The organism is Bacillus cereus group sp. BfR-BA-01523 (genome assembly GCF_022662615.1).
Classification (GTDB): Bacteria; Bacillota; Bacilli; order Bacillales; family Bacillaceae_G; genus Bacillus_A; species Bacillus_A mycoides.
On the sequence record NZ_JAKUDX010000003.1, the window covers coordinates 419,874 to 439,343 of the forward strand.

A 19,470-nucleotide genomic window follows, 5' to 3' on the forward strand; every position below is an offset into this window, starting at 1 on the left:
TCATTCTCTCCCCCTTTTTCTTAAACATATTCAAAGGAGAAAATGAATGTGACATTCTTTATATTTGAACAAGTGGTTCTCTCACTTGTTTCTTTCTTTTCTTCAAACGTAACTTACGATTCTTTTCATATAAATAATGCACAACGAAATATGAAATTACCCCAAACACAATTCCTATTATCGTCATACCAATTAATACATATACTTCACTCTGTAATAAGCTCTTTAACATCGTAAAAATATGGCTCGAAAACAAATCTGATATCGTAAATGGTTCATGATGTATTTTCTGTACATGAAATGGGTAAATCATTTTTCCTAGCGCATAAGCAAATGGAAATAAAAATACTGGGAGAAACGATATTTTCCCAATAATATTACCAATGACTGCGGCTGGAAAAGATCCTTTTGCTAACCTGACAATTGGATAAAATATTAAATATACGAGCGATGCCGTATAAATTACCAACATTTCTAAACCAAATCCAATCGCAAAACCTAACGACACTTTCTTTGCTCCTTCTGGTGATCGAAGCAACTTATAATATTGAAACTTTAATATTCTCCACATCCGCTGAAAAAACGAATATGTTTTCTTAGTTGTTTTCAAATTCATCATCTCTTTAACTATATTTTTTCTATCTAGTATGTCCTTACATGATATGAAAAACAAATGTAGTTTACTCTTTTTATTATAAATGATATAGAGATGGTTAACCAAATATACATACGACATTTCAATATAAAAAAGCACACCTCTAATTGTTATTCGTGTCTAAAAATTTGAGGTGCACTTTAGTTGGACGGCTTTTTTCTTATTTATTCTCCTAATGTTTGTCCCATGTCATTTATTTTTATATCAAGACGAAAAAAGCACTTGTTGCCTTTAATCGACAACCCAGTGCTTTAAGTTCATCTGTTTTTAAGTAGCATAGATTTCTAAGTTTTGTAGTAACAGTTTGACAGCCTTTATATGTTGTGACAACTACTACGTTAAAACTTACGAGTTTGTACGAGTTCATTAGTTTTATGTCCATTCCATGTGTTTATATTCATCATCCAGTAAAATGTCATCTCGCCTAAGCTCGTACTTCGTTTTTCTATTCTATCATTGCACACAGTACTCCATGATGGTACAACCATCATGGAGTATGTACTTTTTAATAGCTTATTCTTATTCTTTCCACTCCAATAATAAATTCTTTTCTGTTAGCTTGCCTTATGTGCTTATATATCGTTTCAACTTTAAACATTAGATGGTTAGATGCTCTTAATTACCTCATTAACAGATTCACTAAACATATCAGGGTCTTCATTTTTTATATCAATCAATAATTCTTTAATACTAATCGTAATTGATGGATCAAATCCCGAAAGTACTTTTCCATATGCTAATCTTACTTGAGGGTGATTAAGAATTCTATAATGTAAAATTTCTACCCATTCTTTAGCTGAGTTAATCATCTTTGGAAAAGCTTTAACAATACATACAAGTCCTTCTTCTATGTTATTTTTATATAAGCTCTCTATTCCATGAATCAAACCAAACATAACCTCAAATTGCTCAGTCTCATCATCCAGAACTAAACATAAATCTGTAATAACAGAGACGTCATTGTACTCTATTACTTCCATTAATGACTCATTAAAATCTCGTATCTCATTTTCATTTTCTAATAAACGATTATCATATAGTCTTTTTAAATGACTCTTAATATCCAAAGGTAATCATCCTTTCCATGTTTTATTTATCAAATAAATGCGGATACAGCTCTTTGTTTCTTTTAATAACTTCTCTTAAACCTTCTCTTATCTCAGCAGTATATAAACCATCTTTTATATAAATTTTTCGAGCATCCAAGATATCATGAGATAAGGCCTCACGAAAGCTAAGGTTTAAATACGCCTGCGATTTTTCTCCTGATAGACCATATGTATATGTTTCACGATGTCTCCCACCAGTTCCAGGATGAGGTTGTTCCATATTCATACTCACACCATCATTCCTTTTTATACCAGCTTGTTTCATTTTCTGTGCAGAAGGCATATGATGTGGAGTAATATTATCAAAAGCAGTTCCTTGTTTCACAAGTTGTTTATAGGTTCCAACTTTTCCTTCATTAGTCAATAGAGCTTTATCCGCACCATTAACTCCATTGACTTTCTCCACAGGTACTTTTTTAGCTTTATTCACAGCCTCAGTAGCCTTAGCAGTCATTTTAACTCCTTTTCCTACTTTAGCTATCTTTCCAAAGGGTGTAAGGCCGGCTACAGCCATGACACCTGCCCCAGCACGTTCCCACCCCGAAAGTTTTTCGCCAGTAGATGGATCAATACCATCCCAAACACGACGAACATCATACTCCCCACTTATTTCACCCGCTATATCCCTAGCTAGTTTTTTACCATCAAAACCCTCTTTTTCTGATGATAGTGGTCCACACATTGCACCTTTTTCCATTGTAACATCTTGATTATCTGTATTGCGGAATTTCTCAGCAATTCGTTTCAAATCTTCTTCTACTTTTACAAGTGAATGAATAGATGTAAAAGCTTTTGGTCGCGCATCATTGAACATTTGAATGAACTGTTGATTGGAGGCACCAATCCACTGAAAACACAATTGATCTATTTCATTACATAATTTATTATGTATAGATTCTAATGCGATTCGAGTATTACTTGCACGATTAGCAACTTCTTCTAGCATTTCAGGTGTTACTTTAATTTGAACCATTTTTTTCCTCCCTCTCCCAATTAAAATTATGAGATAAAAAGAAAAAAATGTAAATACTGAAACTTCAGGCTAACCAAAAGTCTTTATATAACATAAAACCTGCTTAACAACAAATGAAGCCTATGTGTATGTGAAGTAAAGGAAAGAGCCTTCCAGGTGAACAGGGCCCAAAAGGTTAGATAAAAAATTAAGTAGCTATTTCTCTAATGGATATCCCTCGTCTATCCATATAACTAAGTACATTCAGTGTATACTGAAGGGAATATGTTTTTATTTCATTTACTTTTTCTTCTAGTAAGAATTTAACCATAAAAAAATATACCTCCAATTGTTATTCGTGTCTAACAATTGGGGTGCACATCATTTAGGAAGGCTCTTCTACATTTTTAAATAAACTTACTAATAATGCTTTTTGCGCATGTAATCGATTACCAGCTTGCTCAAATACGATAGACTGTGGCCCATCTATAATCTCTCCAGTTACTTCTTCTTCACGATGAGCAGGCAGGCAGTGCAGGAAACGATATGTTTGCTTTGCATGTATAACAAGCTCTTTATTTACTTGGAAAGGCTGGAATAAAGTATATTTTTCTGCTTCTCCTTCTTGCCCCATGCTCATCCAAACGTCAGTATAAATGAAATCCGCTTCACTCACCGCTAGTTCAGGGTTATGCAAAATCTCAATTTCAGCCCCTGTTTCATCAGCAATCGCTAATGCTTTTTTAACAATTTCTTCATTCGGTTCATACCCTACAGGCGTTGCAACAGTCATATTCATTCCGACTTTCGCACTCGCTAACAACAATGAATGACATACGTTATTCCCATCACCTACGTAAGCCAATTTAATTCCTTTAAATGTCTTCACTTCTTCATAAATCGTCATTAAATCTGCCAACGCTTGACATGGATGATGATCATCCGTTAATCCATTAATTACAGGTATGCTCGATTCTTTTGCAAGCTCTTCTACATCCGCATGTGAAAATGTACGTATCATAATCCCGTCAATGTAATGAGATAACACTTTCGCAGTATCTGAAACGCTCTCCCCTCTTCCAATTTGCATCTCTTTCCCACTTAAAAACATGCCATGCCCTCCGAGCTGTACCATTCCTGCTTCAAAAGATACGCGAGTACGAGTTGAATGTTTATCAAAAATGAGCCCTAATATTTTTCCTTGTAATAAAGGCTCCTGCTTATTCTTTTTTAAATATATAGCGAACTCAATTAAAGAAATGATTTCTTCTTGCGTCAATTCTTCTAACGTTAAAAGATCTTTCGTATTTAATTTCGGTACTTGTACAGTTGACATGAAATTTCCCCCTTATATTATTGATGCATTTTTTGTACAAACCACTCTTTTTATCATATATATTGCCTGTTCTAGCTCTTCATTCGTTACAATAAGTGGTGGTAATAGTCTTATAACATTAGGCCCTGCTTGTAATACGAGAAGTCCTGCTTTTTCTAGTTGTTCTATGACATTTGCAACCTCATGCTTACATTCGATTCCAATCATAAGTCCCTTACCACGAATATTTTGAACACATTCAACGTGTCGTAATTCTTCTTGCAATTTCTTTAATACGTACTCGCCCTTTTCTTGTACTTCTTTTAAAAACGATGGTCTTTTACTTACTTGTAATACTTCTTTCGCTGCAGCCATCGCAATATAATTCCCGCCAAAAGTTGAACCGTGTGATCCTGCAGTGAACGACGTTCCGAGCTCTTTCCGACCAATCATCGCTCCAACAGGAATACCATTTCCTAGTGCCTTTGCAACGGTAACGATATCAGGTTTTATTCCCATTTGTTCGTAAGCGAATAGTGTTCCTGTTCTTCCTATCCCCGTTTGTACTTCGTCTATAATAAAAAGAGCATTGTACTGATTACATAGTTTTTCAATTTCCTTCAAAAAGGATGGATCAGCTAATATTACTCCTCCTTCTCCTTGAATAACTTCTACCATTACCGCCGCAACTTCTTCATTCATTACTCCCTCTAATGCTCGTATGTCGTTAAATGGTATATGTAAAAAAGACGGAAGTAATGGACCGAATCCTTCTTTCACTTTATCTTGCCCTGTTGCACTCATCGTTCCAAATGTTCTCCCGTGGAAAGATTGCTCACATGTTACTACGAGAGATTTTCCAGTATGCTTACGTGCTAGCTTTAAAGCCGCTTCATTTGCCTCCGCCCCGCTATTACAAAAAAACACATGATCTAATACTGTATCTTCTGTTAATAATGATGCGACCTCTTCTTGTAAGGAGTTCGTAAATAAGTTAGATATATGCCATATATTTCTAAGTTGCTTTTCTACCGCCTTTACAACCGTAGGATGACAATGTCCTAAGTTACATACTCCAATACCAGAAGTGAAATCTAAATATTGCTCACCACTTTTATCAATAACTTTCGCCCCATTGCCCTTTAGAAATTCAATTTCTCTTCTTCCATATGTTTGAAAAAGATGGCTTGTCATACGATACTCACTCCTTTCGTTACCGTCGTTCCAATACACTCTCCGGTAACTTCAGCAAAGTCTTTTGTACCATTCACGACACTTACCTTTTGCACTCCCATTTTTAATGACGCTAGTGCCGCCTGTACTTTCGGAATCATCCCGCCTGTAATAACCCCTTTTTCAATAAAAGTATCAATTTCAAATTCGTCCGTTTTCTTTACTAATTTTCCTTCATGTAATATTCCATCTACATCTGTAATAAAAATGAGTTCCTTTGCAGATAATGCTGCCGCAATTCCAGCTGCAGCATTATCTGCATTTATGTTATAAATCTCATTTTCATTTATCCCGATTGGAGCAATAACAGGAATATAATTCATATTTATTAACCCTTTTAGTAAGGCTGTTTCGACATAACTTACTTCTCCCACATATCCTATCTCCTTGCTGACAGGTTGAACTTGAAGTAAATTGCCGTCACATCCTGAACAACCTACCGCAAGTAAATTATGCTTTTGTAAATTCATTACGAGTTTTTTATTCGTACTTCCACATAGCACCATTTGAACAATATCCATAACTTCTCTTGGTGTTACTCGTAACCCATCTCTTTTCTCTACTTTGATGTTACAATCTTTTAATTTGGCATCAATTTCTGGACCACCACCATGAACAATCACTACCTTATACTTTTGTTGCAATTTCTTTATACAATCAAAAAACACATCATTTAATTGATCCAACATACTACCGCCGCATTTCACTACAATATAATCGCTCATCTTCCCTCTCCTTATGTACGATAACAAGCGTTTATTTTCACATATTCATAGCTTAAGTCACAGCCCCAAGCTGATCCGTTCTCTTCTCCTAAATGTAAATACACATCAATAATAATTTCATGTTCTTGTAATCTCTTTTTCATTTCCTCTTCAGAAAACATTTGAGGTTCACTATTTTTTAACACAGCGATAGATTGAAGAGTAATATCAATTGTATTCGGATTAATCTCTACTTCACTTTGTCCAATACTGCTAATAATTCGCCCCCAATTTGGGTCTTCACCATATATCGCTGTTTTCACAAGACTCGAACCGACTATTTGCTTTGCAATTTTCTTTGCCTCTTCATTTGTTAGAGCTCCTAGCACATTTACTTCTATTAACTTCGTAGCACCTTCACCATCTTGTGCAATTTTTTTCGCTAAATCTTCACATACCTTTTGTAAAGCAACTACGAAAGTTTCCCAGTCTTCATGTTCCATATTCATCGTTTTCGTTTCTGATAATCCACTTGCCATAACGATGACCATATCATTTGTAGAAGTATCTCCGTCCACCGTAATTTGATTAAACGTATGATTCGTAATTTGTGATAATGCTGTTTGCAATACTTCATGCTCTATATTGGCGTCTGTTGTAATAAAACTAAGCATCGTTGCCATATTCGGTTTGATCATCCCTGAACCTTTTGCGACCCCAGCAATGATCACTGCTTCCCCATCAATTATCATCTCATAGCAAGTTTCTTTCGTTATAAGATCTGTCGTTAAAATTGCTTCACAAAAAGAATAAGCTTCACTTACTTCCTTTGTTGGCACAAGAGATTCAATTCCCTTTCGAATGATATCCATCGGTAAAGGTACTCCAATTACACCTGTTGAAGCGACTGCGACGTACTTTTCTTTTACTCCAAAGTGTTCCGCTCCTAATGTTCGCATCTCATAAGCATCTTGCAATCCTTTCATCCCCGTACAAGCATTTGCATTGCCGCTATTTACAACAATTACTTGTAATTTCCCTTCTGCTGCTATGCTCTCCTTCGTTACTTGCAACGGCGCTGCTTGTATTTGATTTGTTGTATACACAGCGGCACATGATGCTGGCACCTCACAAACGATTGCACCCAAATCCTTTTTCACCTTTTTCAGACCATTTGCAGTACCGATTGCCAAAAAGCCTTTTGGTGTAACAATTGAACCATTTGTTAATTTTGTAATAGACGATGCTTTAATCATAATTTCCCCCTTATGGATAAAGCGGCATATGCTGTAAACCCGTTGTCTCTTCTAGTCCCGCTAATAAATTTGCATTTTGAACTGCTTGCCCTGCCGCACCTTTCATCATATTGTCTATAACAGAAACGACCGTAACTCTTTCTGTTCTTTCATCGTAAGCTATCCCAATATCACAATAATTTGAGCCCCTTACTTCTTTCGGACTTGGAAATTCTCCTTGCGAGCGAACTCGAACGAAAGCTGAGTATTCATACGTTTCTTCATACAACTTTTGAAGTTGCTCTATTTTCATTTCCTCTTTCACTTTCGCATAAAGTGTAATCATAATCCCTCGTGATATCGGTATTAAATGTGTACTAAACGTGATTGGCTTCGTTTCACGATTCCACTCTGTAAGCATTTGCTCAATCTCAGGAACGTGCTGATGTTGATTAACTTTATAAATGTGTAAGTTATCGTATAACTCAGGAAAGTGAGTCATTGTTGTTGGCGTTTTGCCCGCTCCAGATACTCCTGATTTCGCATCAATAATAATCGAAGCTTCTTCAATTATGCCGCTACGTACTAACGGCGCTACCGCTAATAATGCAGCTGTAGCAAAACATCCTGGGTTTGCAATTAAATTTGCATTTTGGATCTCAGGCCTTTTCCATTCACTTAATCCATATACTGCTTTCCTAAGAAGTTCTTCCTGTGCAGCTGGCCTTTTATACCACAATTCATATGACGAGGGATCTATCATACGAAAGTCTCCAGATAGGTCAATTACTTTTAAACCTACTGCCAATAATTTTGGTGTTAACTCTGCCGATACTCCCGCTGGGGTTGCTAAAAATACAATTTCAGCTTCCTTCTCTATTTTCTCCGCATCAATTTCTTGTAACGTATGGACAAGAACATTTCGAAAATGCGGGTATACATTTGTTATAAATTCACCAACTTGTGAAAAAGAATGGAGAGATGCTATCGAAAAATATGGATGTTGCTCTAATAACCGAATTAACTCAATACCTCCATATCCAGTTGCTCCAATAATTGCGACTTTCATAAGCTCCTCCTCATATCTATTCTTTAAATTAAGTTTGATTATAATATTGCATAATTATAAAGTCAATTAAATATTTATAATTTTAAAAAACTTCAAAATATTAATATCGCTATAAAAGCAATATACACAAGTGGATTTTTATGCAAAATTAGTGCATAGTAGTATTTTCATTTCACTTCAAGTACAATAAAACAATACATGTATACATACAGGCGGGGAAAAACATGAATAAAAAATTAATTGAGAAAATGATTATAAAAAGTTTTCGGCAATATCAATGTAATCCTGTTTCAAAAGAGGATCAGGAAATGCTAATTAAACATATTCAAATGATAATTCATTTAAATACTGAAATTGATGTATACGAGGCTGTTGAGGATATCGTTTACGATTATGTGACTGGAAAATAAAAAATAGGAGATTTCCATATGGAAATCTCCTATTTTTTACTTAATGATTTTCCTGCAACGCGTTCAAATAAACCTGGGAATAATGCGTAGAGCTTTGGCCCCATTCCCATCCACTTCGGCAAGTTTACTTCACGTTTTTTCGTTTGCATCGCCTTTACGATTTGTTCTGCTACATATGTTGGTTTTAACATGTAACGTCCCATATTTTTCACATATGTACCTGATTGATCGGCTATTTCAAAAAAGTTCGTATCTATCGGTCCTGGGTTGATTGCTGTTACATATACATTTGTGTTAGATAACTCCATACGTAAACTATTCGTAAATCCTAATACAGCGTGTTTTGTTGCTGCATAAGCACTCGACTTCGGAGTTGCAATTTTTCCAGCCAATGAAGCAATATTAATAATTTGTCCTTCGTTCCTTTTTACCATATTAGGTAATACCGCTTTCGTACAAGCTACTAATCCAAATACATTTACTTGAAACATATCCTTTACTTCATCCATTGAAGCATCTTCAAACGTTTTAAAAATACCAAACCCAGCATTATTTACCAATATATCAATACGTCCTACTTCTTGTAATACCTTTGAAAAAACAGATTGTACTTTCGTTTCTTCACTTACATCTAATACATAGTAATAGCAAGGCGTATTATAAGTTACTTTAATTTTGTCTGCTAATGCTTGTAGCTTCTCTTCTGTTCGAGCCATTAATACCGGCGTCGCCCCTTGCTCTGCAACCTGCATTGCCACTTGCTCTCCAATTCCACTAGAAGCACCTGTAATGACGATTACTTTTTCTTGTAAACGTCCCGTCATTGCTGTCACCTACTTTGCATAATAAATCAATTGTTGTGAAGATTCATCAATCATCACCTGTTGATTATATGCTAAAAAGTCTAATTGTCCAACAGTTTCTGAGATAGTAAGTGGTAATTGCTCTTTATATAATACCGGAAATAGTTTTACACACACCTCAAATGCTGTCATTGGCTTTTCCTTTAATAGTTCAAGCACTTTAAAAGCACGTGTCTCTTGCTTTTGTAATCTTGTTTCAATAAGTTGTTTCACATTCAGAACATCTTCCCCATGCCCTGATAAAATCCGTGAAATATTCATTTCACTTAAACGTTTTAACGTTTGATTGTACTGCAATAAAGGATGCGCTCTTTCTGTTTGCCCTTCATATGGTGGTTCTAATATTGGATTTGAAGAAATATGACTAATGAGAGCATCCCCACCAATTAATATTCCATCAGATTCTCTATATAATGAAATATGAGTGGAAGCATGACCCGGGGTTTCAATCACTGTAAATCCAGGTAAGGAATCTATACGATCTCCCTCTCTCACGGTATGTGTTAACGATCTATTACAAGAATATTTAAGTGTCTTCGTCGTCAATAACGCCTCACCATTCAGAAATACTGCTGGAACGCCGAACTGCAAGGCTGTCTCTTTAAAAAATTCATGATACCTCTTTAAAAATTCAGCATTCTGTGTAATCCACGGTTCATTCCAAGGATGTCCGATAATCTTTACTTTTTCAGAAAATGTATTTAAAAGTCCGCAATGATCCGCATGGTGATGCGTAATCACTACCGTTTCAATATCTTCTATCTTATATCCTAATGCACCTAATTGACTTTCTAGTGCTTTCTTTGCTTCTTCTGTATTTGTCCCTGTATCAATTAACGTTAATGTTTCTCCCTCAACTAAAAACACATTCACTGTCTCAACTGCAAATGGAACAGGAATCTCCATTCGATGAATCGCCGTCATGCTTAGCCCCCCCTGTCTTTTTCCGGTTCAAAAATGAATACCTCTTCAGTTTACAACTTCCCTATAAATTTGTCATTATTTTCAGATAAAAAGAGGTCTTTTCCATAAAAAAACGAATGTATGTACATTTATAAGTATTTCTAACCAAATTTAAAGGAGGCACATCATGTCTATGCAAAACATTTCCTTTCTCGGTGCAGGCTCTATTGCCGAAGCGATTATTGGTGGCTTATTAAACGCAAATGTTGTTAAGGGAGAACACGTCACTGTAAGTAATCGTTCTAACGAGACAAGATTACAGGAGTTACATAAAAAATACGGTGTCAAAGGTACACATAATAAAAAGGAATTACTTGCTGATGCAAATATTCTTTTTCTAGCTATGAAGCCAAAAGATGTCGCAGAAGCGGTTATTCCTCTTAAAGAATACATAAATAATGACTTGCTTATTATTTCATTATTAGCAGGTGTTTCTACTCATTCAATTAGAAACCTACTTCAAAAAGACGTTCCGATTATTCGTGCAATGCCAAATACATCTGCAACCATTTTAAAATCCGCTACCGCTATCTCACCTTCAGAACACACAACGGAGGAACATATTCGCACTGCAACATCTTTATTTGAAACGATTGGTCTCGTCTCTGTTGTAGAAGAAGAAGATATGCATGCTATCACTGCATTATCTGGAAGTGGACCAGCTTATATTTATTACGTGGTAGAGGCACTGGAAGAGGCAGCAAAAAAAATTGGTTTAAAAGAAGATGTTGCAAAATCTCTTATTCTTCAGACGATGATTGGTTCTGCTGAAATGCTAAAAGCAAGCGAAAAACACCCTTCTATTTTGCGAAAAGAAATTACTTCTCCTGGCGGAACAACTGAAGCAGGTATTGAAGTATTAAAGGAGCATAATTTTCAACAAGCATTAATCTCATGTATTACACAAGCAACGAAACGATCACACGATCTTGGAAAAACATTAGAAGAAATAGCAAAAGAAAAATAAAAAACGGAGCTCAACTTTATTTGAGCTCCGTTTTTACTTTAATCATATGATATGCTTTTAGTTATTACTCTTACCAAAAATCTCTTCTTGCAAACGACGACCTGTCGGTGTTGCTGCAAGGCCACCTTCTGCTGTTTCACGAAGTGCTACTGGCATCGTTTGTCCAATTCTAAACATCGCCTCAATGACTTCATCACATGGAATTGTACTAGTTACACCAGCTAATGATAAATCAGCTGAAATCATGGCATTCGCAGCTCCTGCTGCATTACGTTTTACACAAGGTACTTCTACAAGCCCTGCAACAGGATCACATACTAAACCAAGCATATTCTTTAATGAAATCGCCATCGCTGTAGCTGCTTGATCTTGTGTTCCACCAGCCATCTCAACTGCTGCTGCAGCTGCCATTCCACTTGCTGAACCTACTTCAGCTTGGCAACCTCCTGCCGCGCCAGAAATACAAGCATTATTCGCAACAACCATACCGAAAGCTCCTGCTGTAAATAAAAATTCAATCATTTCTTCGCGTGTCGGCTGTAATTTTTCTTGCAGTGCAAACAGTACACCTGGCACTGTTCCAGCAGATCCTGCTGTTGGTGTTGCACAAATAATTCCCATCGCCGCATTTACTTCATTTGTCGCAACAGCTTTACTCACTGCGTCCAAAATCGTATCTCCAGATAAGCCTTTTCCACTCTGCATATACGCTTGGACTTTCACAGCATCCCCGCCAGTTAAACCAGTCGGTGATTTTACACCACGAATACCGCGTTCTACTGCTTGTTCCATCACGACTAAGTTCTTTTCCATTCCAGCAATTACTTCTTCACGTGAGATATTTCTTGTTTGCATTTCACATTGAATCATAATTTCTGCGATTTTTACATTTTGCTCTTTAGCTTGCGCCACTAGTTCCGCTGCGTTCCGAAACATGGTGTGTCCCCCCTGCAATTAATCCATAATAGTTACTTGACAAATATTTTGTTGCCCATTTATTTCCGCAATTACTTCATCTGCTAATAATTCATCTGTTTCAATGACCATAAGCGCTCTTCTTCCTTTTTCTTTACGAGAAACACTCATTGTACTTATGTTAATCTCATGCTTAGCAAGGATTGAAGCTACAGCTGCGATAGCACCAAAGCGATCGTTATTTACAATAAGTAGTGCTGGACTCGTGCCTGTTAATTGAAGATCGAATCCGTTTAATTCTACAACTTCAATTTTACCGCCACCAATTGAGCAAGCAACAACTTCAATTTCCTCTTCACCTTTATACAGACGAATTTTCGCTGTATTTGGATGCGGAGCATTTGCATCTTCTTCAATGAATTCCACTTCAATCCCGCGTTCTTTTGCAATATCTAACGCACTTGGAATACGTAAATCATCTGTTTCAAATCCTAGTATTCCACCGATTAGCGCTACATCCGTACCGTGACCACGGTATGTTTTTGCAAATGAACCATATAATGAAATGCTAACTCTCTCTGGTTCATGACGAAACAGCTGACGAGCAACTTGCCCCATTCTTGCCGCGCCTGCTGTATGTGAACTTGATGGACCAATCATAACCGGACCAATAATATCAAACACTGAGCGATACTTCATCATAACTCCCCCTAAACCTCTATGAAAAAATTATTTACTATTCTATTAAGCTACCGAATCGGTTGCTGTTCCAGTCGTACCACGAATTTGTTCCGCTGTAAGAATTGGATAGTTTTTGAATAACAATGAAGCAATATATCCTGAAATAATACCAGTTATAATAATAAATAAGAAACTTAGCATTACCTGCATTTAAAAATAATATAAGATAGTCCACAATAAAGTCTGGTAGCAATCCAAAGTTTAACACAGAACCCCTTACAAGCATAGCATAAACAAGTGAAACTCCCATTGCTTTCATACCTTTTGATATTTTAAAGCTAAAAAGGGAAAAAAGACTTAGTACAAATAATAGTAATATCCTTCCTATTATAATTTCCATGTTGCTCTCTCACGATTTAGTCAACTTCACTTGTTATGACAAATGGCTAAAACGCATGTAGCCTACAATAAATTATAATCTGCCCTCATTATAGCTTGTTTTTAATAAAACGCTTACTTTTAATGAATTTTAAAAGTTCTGAATAAAAATCCATTTTTGCTATTTGTACCACTCGTATGTCGTCTGACTTATATAACAGTTTTTCTAAATAATCGGTATTATGTATTTTTATCCTATATCTTCACATCATTAAAACTTTCTGTGTCATCCTATATAAAAATAAAATGATAACAGTTTTATTTTTAATTTTTTTTAGAAATAAAAAAAATGGCAACCTATCGTCACCATTTTTTCACAACATTATTATCTTTCTACTGGAAATGATTTTAAATCCGTAGCTATTTCTGTATTAGAAAATAGCTCTCTTGCCTCTTTCAATAATTCCTTATATGTATCTCCTTGATAACGAGAACTAATATGAGTCAATATTAAGCGTTTTGCATTTGCCTGAAGTGCAATACTCGCAGCTTGCTTAGATGTGGAATGAAAATAATCATACGCTTGTTGTTCATCTTCTGCCGCAAAAGTCGCTTCATGAACAAGTACGTCAGCATCTTGCGCAAGCTCTCTACTCGCTTCGCAATATCGTGTATCGCCTAAAATTGTAATAACTCTTCCTTTTTGAGGTGGGCCAATAAAATCTTTTCCATCTAACACTGTGCCATTCTCTAATTCAACTACTTCACCATCTTTTAAGCGTTTAAAAACTGGACCAGGTTTCACACCCATTCCCAGTAACTTATCCACTAAAAGAGCTCCCTGTATATCTTTCTCTACAATTCGATATCCGAAGCATTCAATTCCATGTGATAACCTTTTTGTTTCTACACAAAATTCATTATCCTCAAACACAATACCTTCTTCCGTAATCTCAACGATTTCAAGTGGATATTTAACGTGTGTCGTACTTACTAATAATGCCACTTCAATAAATTGTTTAATTCCTTTTGGTCCGTACACTGTTAATTTTGTTGTTCCACCTTGAAACGAACGGCTACCCAATAAACCCGGCAATCCAAAAATATGATCGCCATGTAAATGCGTAATAAATATTTTTTCAATGCGGCGTGGACGTACAGACGTATGTAGTATTTGATGTTGCGTCGCCTCGCCACAGTCAAATAACCAAGTCTGTCCTCGTTCTTCTAACAACTGCAAAGCAATTGCTGAAACATTCCTTCCTTTTGAAGGAACACCTGCACCAGTCCCTAAAAATACAAATTCCACTTTCTTTCCTCCAGCTCTTTATATAATCTATCTTTCATCTTACGGAATGTTATTTCAAATGGCAAATTGAATTTGTATAACCAATCATCTAGACAACTATATAACACGAACATTATACTTAAAAAATTTAGCTATCGTTCGTATTTTGTGGTAAAATGATTGTACTACATTTTAAGGGAGCGTTTTATTATGAAAGAAGTATTTCGTTTACAAACTGATTTTTCATCTTCATTTGATCGCTGGGTAAGTTCTTTCGTTTCTGATCACCCAGCACAATTAGAATGGACGACTTTAAAAGAATTAATCCATGAATATACAACATCACATACAAATGAGACGTTACCAACATATATTTCTTCAGCTTTAACATATTACGCACAACGCGTTTCAACAACAAGTAACTCAGAAATTGTTATTTTTGAAAATCCTACAATCTCATAATCTATAATAAAAAAGCACTGGTTACAGTGCTTTTTATTTATGTTCATTAAAGTATTTATTTTCCCGCCTTATTTCAAAAACTCCGCTTATTTCCTACTATATAGCCATCATAAATCTATTTGATTTTTCAAAAAAACAGATTAAAAAGATATTGACACTACGATTTTACAGTGCTAACATTCAACTTGTAATTGAATATGGTCTCTGTTAGGTGAGGCTCCTGTATAGAGAAACGCTGCTGCCCAAAAATGTCGAGAGACGCCAATGGGTCAACAGGAAAGGTCGGAATGAAGGCCTTTCTTAACGTAGCTGGTTTCAGTACCTATGCTATACAGTGCTAAAACTCAACGAGGGAGAGGTGCGTATGTTTTGTCATACACAAAAACTGTTTTTATCTATGTTTAATAACAGTCTTTGTTGTTGACTCTTTTTGACTACGAATTCAGACCTTTACTCGTTTTGAGTAAAGGTCTTTTTTATGTCTTTATGCACCTTACTATGAAACAAACATAGCATATTCAGAAACTACTAATTGTACGGAGGTGAGGAACAGTGGCAAGTGATGATTCGGCCCAGATACCCATATGTTTTACGTTAATATTTCACCATGTAGGTAGGAAAGAAGCTGTTCCTCCCAATTTTAAATAGTCGAGTAACAGATTGTTTCCTCCTTCATGAAAGAGGAGGAACTACCAATGTTAAATTTACAAAGACAAGAAACAAAGCATGCTTACGATCAAGATAGCATGAAAGCAAATAACGAATTATTAGTGGAAGTTGCAACACAGGATGTAAACTCTGCGTTAAAACTCTTAGAAACAACACAAGATGGTCTCTCTAAACAAGAAGCGTCTCGTAGACTTTCTTTATACGGTCCGAACGAAATTGCTCATAATAAAACATTGCCATGGTATATTCAATTTCTGCTGGCATTTAAAAATCCATTTATTTTTGTTTTGTTAGCTCTTGGAGCACTCTCTTTTTTCACAGATGATATACAAGGAACAATTGTCGTATCTGTAATGGTACTGCTAAGTGCAACGATTCGCTTTTTACAAGAATTCCGCTCTCAGAAAGCGGCGGATAAGTTAAAGGCTATGGTTCGAACAACTGCGAGTGTCTTTAGAATAGATGGATTTGTACACGAAACAAAAAACGTAACAAATTTAAATCGAAATTACACAACAGAAATTCCAATTGAAGAACTTGTACCTGGCGATATTATTTCACTTTCAGCTGGTGATATCGTGCCAGCTGATGTGCGTATTTTATCCGCAAAAGATTTATTTGTTAATCAGTCTTCTTTAACCGGGGAAGCACTTCCTGTAGAAAAATACGAAAACTGCTACCATACGGAAAATAAACATATATTACCGAAAAACATGAAAAAAAATTACAATCCCCTCGATATGGAAAACCTTTGCTTTATGGGTACAAATATTGTTAGCGGTAGCGCAAAAGCTGTTGTTGTTTCAACTAGTACGGATACGTATTTCGGCTCTTTAGCAAAAAAGGTTATCGGAAAACGTGCAGAAACAAGCTTTGATAAAGGCGTAAACAAAGTAAGTTGGCTCTTAATCACATTCATGCTTATTATGGCACCCATTGTCCTTCTCATTAATGGATTCACAAAAGGAGATTGGCAAGAAGCTTTCTTCTTTGCTATTGCTGTTGCAGTTGGTCTTACACCTGAAATGCTGCCAATGATTGTAACTGCTAATTTAGCTAAAGGTGCCGTTAACATGTCTAAACAAAAAGTAATTGTAAAACAGCTCAACTCTATTCAAAACTTAGGTGCTATGAACATTCTTTGCACAGATAAAACTGGAACTTTAACAGAAGATAAAGTTGTCCTAGTTCGTCATTTAGATCCTAACGGAAATGAATGCGATCGTGTATTACACTTTGCCTATTTAAATAGCTTCTATCAAACGGGATTGAAAAATTTAATAGATAAAGCTGTTATTGAACATACAGAGGAAAACCATAAATTTGATCCATCAGCTTTTCAAAAGCTAGATGAAATTCCATTCGATTTTGCTCGTCGTCGTATGTCTGTCATCGTGAAAGATATTTCAGGTGAACATACAATGGTTTGTAAAGGTGCCGTAGAAGAAATTTTATCAATCTGTAATTACACTGAAGTTGATGGGCAAATTGTCCCTCTCACTGAAGAAATGAGAGCAAATGTAAAACATCTTAGCGAAACTTTAAATAGTGAAGGAATGCGTGTCATCGCTGTAGCATACAAGAAAGATAACAAACCTTATCATAAAGCTTATGCAGTACAAGATGAATCCGCTATGATCCTTACTGGATATATCGGCTTTTTAGATCCACCAAAACCATCTGCTGCTTCTGCAATTCAAGCATTGCAAAAACACGGCGTACAAGTGAAAATCTTAACTGGTGATAACGAAATTGTTACAAGAAAGGTTTGTAAAGACGTTGGATTAAATATAGGAGAGCCTGTCCTCGGTTACGAAATCGATTCTTTACCAGATAAAGCATTAGCAAAACTGGCAGAAGAAACAACAGTGTTCGCAAAACTAAATCCAATGCAAAAATCTCGTATTATTCACGTATTACAAGGTAATGGTCATACTGTAGGTTACATGGGCGATGGCATTAACGATGCCGTGGCATTACGTGAAGCTGACGTTGGAATATCTGTTGATACCGCTACCGATATCGCAAAAGAATCTTCTGATATTATTTTACTCGAAAAAAGTTTAACTATATTAGAAGCAGGTATTTTAGAGGGACGTACTACGTTCGGCAATATTTTAAAATATATCAAAATGACGGCGAGCTCTAACTTCGGAAATGTATTTAGTGTATTAATAGCAAGTGCTTTCATTCCATTTTTACCGATGCTTGCAATTCATCTCTTAATTCAAAACTTACTTTATGATATTTCACAGCTTTCAATTCCATGGGATAAAATGGATAAGGAATTTCTAGAGAAGCCTAGAAAATGGGATACTGCAAACTTGCGTAACTTCATTATTTGCATCGGTCCAATTAGCTCTATATTCGATATTATCACATTCGTTGTCATGTGGAATGTATTCGGTGCAAATACACCTGGAGAACAATCACTATTCCAATCTGGTTGGTTTGTCGTCGGGTTACTAACTCAAACATTAATTGTCCATATGATTAGAACGCAGAAAATTCCGTTTATTCAAAGTGCAGCATCAATACCAGTTCTTGTATTAACCGCTTGTATTATGGCAATCGGAATTTACATTCCATTCTCACCACTTGGTGCAGCAATTGGTTTACAAGCATTACCACTAAGCTATTTCCCGTGGCTCATAGGAATATTATTAGGCTATGCTTTCTTAACACAATTCCTGAAAAAGCTTTATATTAAAAAATTCCATGGCTGGTTGTAAAAATGAGAATGAGTGGGTATTTCTCACTCATTCTCAAAAAATATAACATGTACTTATATGTATGGAGGTGACCATGATGATATGGTATGACATCGTATTAAGGTTATTTATAGCAATTATTGTAGGAGCTTGCATCGGAATGGAAAGACAATGGAGACATCGAATGGCTGGTTTGCGGACAAATGCTCTCGTATCACTTGGCGCCTGTATATTTGTTTTATTATCCGTCATGCTTGATCATGATGCTAGTCCATCACGCATCGCCGCTCAAGTTGTTAGTGGTATTGGCTTTTTAGGAGGCGGTGTTATTATTCGTGACGGTTTTAGTATTAGAGGGTTAAATACAGCGGCAACTTTATGGTGTGCAGCTGCTGTTGGTACTCTTACAGGTGCTGGCTTCCTCGTTGCAGCTATGCTAGGTGCAGCCGGCGTCTTACTAGCAAATATACTACTACGCCCAATCGCTCTATTTATGAATAATAAATCAAAAGAAGATTTACCCGAGCAAACAAACTACTTACTTTCTCTTACTTGTTCAGAAGAAAATGAAGCACATATTCGTTTTCTTCTCATGCACATGGTAAGTTCTGAAGGTATCGGTTTAAAAGAATTGTACAGTGAAGACGTTGATTCTAACCAAAAAGTATGTATACAAGCTACATTACATTGCAATACAAATGCAGCTGTCTTAATTGAAAAAATAGTAAGTAGAATGCTTTTAGAATCTGGTGTTACTGCCGCGGGGTGGAAGACAACACTAGACTTAGAAGCAAGTTAAATCATAAAGGTGTCATGAATAAAACAGAAGGTTTAATATTCATGACACCTTCTGTTTTATTTTCAAGTTATTAGCAACTGCTAGGAATGACT

19 protein-coding genes and 1 riboswitch are annotated in these 19,470 nt (G+C 36.0%); of the genes, 5 read left to right on the forward strand and 14 right to left on the reverse strand.

Annotated features, from left to right (window positions below; genetic code table 11):
* Nucleotides 1-58: 58 nt before the first annotated feature.
* The 8 genes from MR066_RS10500 to argC all read right to left on the reverse strand — a co-directional run bounded on the left by MR066_RS10500 (nucleotide 59) and on the right by argC (nucleotide 8,272).
* Nucleotides 59-610 (reverse strand): DUF2062 domain-containing protein, encoded by a 552-nt coding sequence (locus MR066_RS10500; protein ID WP_033728147.1) that lies wholly within the window; start codon nucleotides 608-610, stop codon nucleotides 59-61.
* 650 nt (nucleotides 611-1,260) lie between these two features.
* Entirely contained in the window at nucleotides 1,261-1,722 is a 462-nt protein-coding gene (locus tag MR066_RS10505) for an Imm30 family immunity protein (protein ID WP_002190613.1), read from the reverse strand.
* Nucleotides 1,723-1,744: 22 nt separating this feature from the next.
* Entirely contained in the window at nucleotides 1,745-2,737 is a 993-nt protein-coding gene (locus MR066_RS10510; protein WP_061689288.1) for a WXG100 family type VII secretion target, read from the reverse strand.
* Nucleotides 2,738-3,101: 364 nt separating this feature from the next.
* Nucleotides 3,102-4,052, reverse strand: coding sequence for an ornithine carbamoyltransferase (argF, locus tag MR066_RS10515; protein ID WP_242247072.1), 951 nt, complete (start codon nucleotides 4,050-4,052; stop codon nucleotides 3,102-3,104).
* A 12-nt stretch (nucleotides 4,053-4,064) separates the two neighbouring features.
* Entirely contained in the window at nucleotides 4,065-5,225 is a 1,161-nt protein-coding gene (locus MR066_RS10520) for an acetylornithine transaminase (protein WP_242247074.1), read from the reverse strand.
* Nucleotides 5,222-5,989, reverse strand: a complete 768-nt coding sequence (gene argB / locus MR066_RS10525) for an acetylglutamate kinase (RefSeq protein WP_001286776.1) — start codon at nucleotides 5,987-5,989, stop codon at nucleotides 5,222-5,224. Before argB ends, MR066_RS10520 begins: the two co-directional genes overlap by 4 nt.
* Before the next feature lie 11 nt (nucleotides 5,990-6,000).
* Entirely contained in the window at nucleotides 6,001-7,224 is a 1,224-nt protein-coding gene (argJ, locus tag MR066_RS10530) for a bifunctional glutamate N-acetyltransferase/amino-acid acetyltransferase ArgJ (RefSeq protein ID WP_242247075.1), read from the reverse strand.
* A 10-nt stretch (nucleotides 7,225-7,234) separates the two neighbouring features.
* Complete coding sequence (gene argC / locus MR066_RS10535; RefSeq protein WP_012261679.1) at nucleotides 7,235-8,272, reverse strand: N-acetyl-gamma-glutamyl-phosphate reductase; 1,038 nt, start codon at nucleotides 8,270-8,272, stop codon at nucleotides 7,235-7,237.
* Between the two features lie 224 nt (nucleotides 8,273-8,496).
* On the opposite strand from argC, the gene MR066_RS10540 reads away from it, so the two are divergent.
* Complete coding sequence (locus MR066_RS10540; protein WP_002033845.1) at nucleotides 8,497-8,682, forward strand: YqzH family protein; 186 nt, start codon at nucleotides 8,497-8,499, stop codon at nucleotides 8,680-8,682.
* A gap of 29 nt (nucleotides 8,683-8,711) precedes the next feature.
* Here the strand turns inward: MR066_RS10540 and MR066_RS10545 are convergent, their stop codons facing one another.
* A complete protein-coding gene (locus MR066_RS10545) occupies nucleotides 8,712-9,506 on the reverse strand; it encodes an SDR family oxidoreductase (protein WP_002143077.1) in 795 nt (264 codons plus the stop codon).
* A 9-nt stretch (nucleotides 9,507-9,515) separates the two neighbouring features.
* On the reverse strand, nucleotides 9,516-10,469 hold the full coding sequence (locus MR066_RS10550; protein ID WP_002014957.1) for an MBL fold metallo-hydrolase: 954 nt from the start codon (nucleotides 10,467-10,469) through the stop codon (nucleotides 9,516-9,518).
* A 166-nt stretch (nucleotides 10,470-10,635) separates the two neighbouring features.
* On the opposite strand from MR066_RS10550, the gene proI reads away from it, so the two are divergent.
* Nucleotides 10,636-11,475 (forward strand): pyrroline-5-carboxylate reductase ProI, encoded by an 840-nt coding sequence (proI, locus tag MR066_RS10555; protein WP_002033843.1) that lies wholly within the window; start codon nucleotides 10,636-10,638, stop codon nucleotides 11,473-11,475.
* A 57-nt stretch (nucleotides 11,476-11,532) separates the two neighbouring features.
* Here proI and sdaAA read toward each other — a convergent pair whose 3' ends face one another.
* The 4 genes from sdaAA to rnz all read right to left on the reverse strand — a co-directional run bounded on the left by sdaAA (nucleotide 11,533) and on the right by rnz (nucleotide 14,758).
* On the reverse strand, nucleotides 11,533-12,411 hold the full coding sequence (sdaAA, locus tag MR066_RS10560; protein ID WP_002033842.1) for an L-serine ammonia-lyase, iron-sulfur-dependent, subunit alpha: 879 nt from the start codon (nucleotides 12,409-12,411) through the stop codon (nucleotides 11,533-11,535).
* A gap of 18 nt (nucleotides 12,412-12,429) precedes the next feature.
* Nucleotides 12,430-13,089: an L-serine ammonia-lyase, iron-sulfur-dependent subunit beta gene (gene sdaAB, locus MR066_RS10565; RefSeq protein ID WP_002088527.1), complete on the reverse strand. Its 660-nt coding sequence runs from the start codon at nucleotides 13,087-13,089 to the stop codon at nucleotides 12,430-12,432.
* 45 nt (nucleotides 13,090-13,134) lie between these two features.
* Complete coding sequence (locus MR066_RS10570) at nucleotides 13,135-13,272, reverse strand: hypothetical protein (RefSeq protein WP_002066987.1); 138 nt, start codon at nucleotides 13,270-13,272, stop codon at nucleotides 13,135-13,137.
* A gap of 562 nt (nucleotides 13,273-13,834) precedes the next feature.
* Nucleotides 13,835-14,758, reverse strand: coding sequence for a ribonuclease Z (gene rnz / locus MR066_RS10575; protein ID WP_002014952.1), 924 nt, complete (start codon nucleotides 14,756-14,758; stop codon nucleotides 13,835-13,837).
* Between the two features lie 189 nt (nucleotides 14,759-14,947).
* On the opposite strand from rnz, the gene MR066_RS10580 reads away from it, so the two are divergent.
* The 3 genes from MR066_RS10580 to MR066_RS10590 all read left to right on the forward strand — a co-directional run bounded on the left by MR066_RS10580 (nucleotide 14,948) and on the right by MR066_RS10590 (nucleotide 19,378).
* Nucleotides 14,948-15,199, forward strand: coding sequence for a DUF3932 family protein (locus MR066_RS10580; RefSeq protein ID WP_000665712.1), 252 nt, complete (start codon nucleotides 14,948-14,950; stop codon nucleotides 15,197-15,199).
* A gap of 196 nt (nucleotides 15,200-15,395) precedes the next feature.
* A riboswitch (M-box (ykoK) riboswitch) is annotated at nucleotides 15,396-15,563 on the forward strand.
* A gap of 331 nt (nucleotides 15,564-15,894) precedes the next feature.
* Nucleotides 15,895-18,600, forward strand: coding sequence for a magnesium-translocating P-type ATPase (gene mgtA / locus MR066_RS10585; protein WP_242247090.1), 2,706 nt, complete (start codon nucleotides 15,895-15,897; stop codon nucleotides 18,598-18,600).
* A 76-nt stretch (nucleotides 18,601-18,676) separates the two neighbouring features.
* Nucleotides 18,677-19,378: an MgtC/SapB family protein gene (locus tag MR066_RS10590; RefSeq protein ID WP_016096135.1), complete on the forward strand. Its 702-nt coding sequence runs from the start codon at nucleotides 18,677-18,679 to the stop codon at nucleotides 19,376-19,378.
* Nucleotides 19,379-19,470: the final 92 nt, after the last annotated feature.